Origin of the sequence: Acidiphilium sp., assembly GCF_049977125.1 — a bacterium.
Classification (GTDB): Bacteria; Pseudomonadota; Alphaproteobacteria; order Acetobacterales; family Acetobacteraceae; genus Acidiphilium.
The window spans coordinates 1-3,094 of the sequence record NZ_JBMFGY010000252.1 but is presented as its reverse complement, the minus strand read 5'-3'; the positions used below and the strand labels follow the sequence as shown (position 1 = coordinate 3,094).

General features: G+C 54.9%; 4 protein-coding genes and 1 pseudogene. 3 read left to right on the top strand and 2 right to left on the bottom strand.

What is annotated here, in order from left to right; genetic code table 11:
- The 3 genes and pseudogenes from ACP5E6_RS17670 to ACP5E6_RS17660 all read left to right on the top strand — a co-directional run.
- Window positions 1-952, top strand: a 952-nt coding sequence (locus tag ACP5E6_RS17670; RefSeq protein ID WP_427956467.1) for a hypothetical protein, incomplete at its 5' end; no start/stop codon positions are given.
- A gap of 7 nt (window positions 953-959) precedes the next feature.
- Window positions 960-1,298: pseudogene (locus tag ACP5E6_RS17665) on the top strand (4Fe-4S dicluster domain-containing protein); the annotation flags it as partial.
- A 255-nt stretch (window positions 1,299-1,553) separates the two neighbouring features.
- Entirely contained in the window at window positions 1,554-1,973 is a 420-nt protein-coding gene (locus tag ACP5E6_RS17660; protein ID WP_427956469.1) for a hypothetical protein, read from the top strand.
- 10 nt (window positions 1,974-1,983) lie between these two features.
- Here the strand turns inward: ACP5E6_RS17660 and ACP5E6_RS17655 are convergent, their stop codons facing one another.
- Entirely contained in the window at window positions 1,984-2,757 is a 774-nt protein-coding gene (locus tag ACP5E6_RS17655; protein ID WP_427956465.1) for a DNA-methyltransferase, read from the bottom strand.
- Window positions 2,757-3,094: hypothetical protein (locus ACP5E6_RS17650; protein ID WP_427956462.1), on the bottom strand; the 338-nt coding region annotated here is incomplete at its 5' end. The genes ACP5E6_RS17655 and ACP5E6_RS17650, both read right to left, overlap by 1 nt.

Here is a 3,094-nt window from a genome sequence, read left to right as displayed (position 1 = left end):
TCGCGTCAATGGAAGCGTCGATCTGCGCGTCGATGATGTGGCTCGGCTCACATCGGAAGAACGCAAAGCACTTACCGTTGTTGCACACTTTCGGATGTTAGAACGATCAGGGTTTGACATCGCGCCGGTCGAGGAGCGCATCTCAGAGGCGGAGGCATTAGCGGCAGCAACGTTCGCGCGGTTGGGCACTGATGGGCGTAACTTGCTGTTCTCACCGTTTCAGTCCCTTTCTCTCAGCGATATTGCCGTCGCCTTCCCAGCGCGTACGCAGACCACACTATTGGATGAGGGAGTAGGTCGGGTGGCAGTAGCAGTAGCGGTGGAGTCGGATGGGCGCGGCGACCATTCGCACCTATACGTACCTCCAGTCATGGTCACGGCGGAGCGAATTAACGCGAGCGGCCCTGATGCATTGCGGACGGAATTGATCGATTTCTTGAAGGCATACGATAAGATCGATCTCGCAGCGGAGGCATTCGCAGAACAGCATGCGGGGGACACCAAAACCGTGTTCTACCCACTGGTGGCGCACATGTTTCAAATCCTCGGGTTCGATAGCAACCATTCGCGAGCTGGTGTGAATTACCAGCGGTGGGATGCCTATGTGATGGTCGATGGTTATGCCCTTCCCGTGGAGATCAAGTCGCCGACCGAGGAAATTGTGCTGTCCACCAAGGCTGTCCGGCAGGCACTCGAAAACAAAGTGATCTTACTCTCTCGGGGTGGGTTGGCGACGCGCCAGGAACTGGCGAGCCTCATTGTCGGCAACCGCCTTCCTAATGAGCGCGGCGACATGTCGAACCTAATCGACGATGTGTTCAAAGCCTTTAAGCTACGTCTAGGGGTGATTGACCTGACCACCCTTGCTTACCTTGCGTTACGCGCCATACGCGATGATGTGACAATTGATGCCGTGCAACTCAGCCAGCTTCGGGGATTCTTGAGTGTCTGATTTTGTTATGCACAAAGGTCGACGGGCAGCGGGGACGTTTGCTCGACACTATGGTGCTGACGTAACGGCCGTGCATTATGAGAGTGGGCAGCGCACGCTGGTCGCGCTGGCAGACGGACGGGCTGGGGTTGGAACCTGCCTCGGGTGTGGTAACGCACCCTGCATGGAAAAAGACGAAAGCGAGCTAGCTCTGTTCGGGGCACTCGGCGCATTCCCCGGAAATCCTAGTCGTGATGTCTGCCCGACGGGGGCAATCCGCTGGAATGGCGATAACACCGCTGCCGTTGTCGTGGAGAACGATTGCATGGGATGCGGATTGTGCATCAGCCGATGCCCCTATGGCGCCATCAGCCTAGCCGATGGCCGAACCGCTAGAGTTGAGACGACGGACTCTGACAAGCTCGTCTCCATGGGGCAGCGAAGCGGCAAGCACCCGAACGTGAGACGTAGTGGGCGGATTTCAAGGTTAGATGCACCCGCAGCTTCTAATCTTCCGGTCTCCGTGACGAAGCTTGTTGACTCCCGAACAACCCTCCTGGTTAGGAATCTCCTCAACGAAGTCGGACTGAACGCCCGCACGCGGCGGCCCGGGGATACCAACATGCGTATCGACGTTGTTGGCTTTTCTCGCAGGGACAGACCGTTCGTGGGAGAGATTGAGATCGGCGCGGACGTATTGGAATCTCCGCGCGCGCTGCTTGAAGACGTGGCGGTGCTTCATTCGCGCTATGGTTATGCGGTCGATGGAATCGACCCTATCAGCATCATTTTATCATTTCCAAATATACGTTCGGAATATTACCGGGTGATCCGCGATATCGAGAAAGTGCTTGGATTACGCTGCCGCACTATCACGATCGGTGCGCTTGTCGCGTTACTTTGGAATTGCACAAGGCTTAATGGCTTCGATGGCGACGCCTTCACCATTGGTGAACGAACAATCGACCTTGCTGATTGCCTTGGCCTTGAGGATGCAAAGCTGACGGAGCCTTACCCCGGTGCGTTCAGACCAGCAAAGTAGTAAAAATCGTCTACGTGGAACTATTAGCATCTAGCGCGCGAACAATGCGTTCGCGCGCTAGATCAACGTAAACAGGATTCAACTCAAAACCGAGGTATCTCCTACCCTCCATTACTGCGGCGACGCACTCACTTCCGCTGCCTGCGAACGGCACCAGAACCATGTCACCGGGATTAGAGAAGTGCTTAACGATTCTACGGGAGATCGAGAGTGGTTTTTGGGTCGGGTGATCAACCTTCTCGTCGCGGAATCGGCGGCCGGCAAGCGTGGGAAATGACCAGATGTCCCCGGCCATACGGCCCTCGGGATTAGGCTCCCACACCTTGCCATTCTTGACTATCTTATGTTTCAGGCGTTCCTGACTTTTGTATGGTTCGCGGATAGGCGTGTAGATGTAGTGGTTCGTCTTGGAGAACCACAACAATGGCTCGTAGGTGGCATTGAGAGTACGTTTGCCATATCCGGCAAAGCCGTTCTCATAGTGCCAAATGATTTGGCGGCGGTAGATCAGACCCATCTCCAGCATCATGCACTGGACCCAACACATGTGATGGTGGATGCCATAGACGAAGATGTTGCCCTCATCAGAAAGTAGGCGGCCGGCTTCCTCAAGCCACGTCCGCATCCAATCTCTCCACTCAGTCTTACGCTCGGTTTCCTTCCACGGTCCAAAGTCCTTATTTAGGTTGTAGGGCGGGTCAGCAATGATCAAGTTAAATGATCCGGCGCTGAGGGCGGCCATGCCCTCAAGACAGTCGCCATGAATGATGCGTGAGTCTGGCATCATTTCGGTTTCTGTAAAATCAGGATGTATTGGTTGTGAATGTTGGGGACATAGGAATACGGATACCCGTAGGGGAATACCTTCTTATGACGCTGATACAAGACTTTTAGGCCGCGCATTTCGAGTCCGCGGGACTCAAGCGCGTGCGCCAAATCGGCATGGAACATGATGTATTTTGACTTATCCCGGAAATCGCTGACGACAATGGCCATATAGCGCCCTCGTTTAAGCACACGGTTGCACTCGGCGAAGATATTCGTCAGTTCACGCAGGAAGTCGTCGTAACACTCGATTTTGGCAAGGTCGCGAGCATCCGTTCCATAGTCCTTGGCGAGCC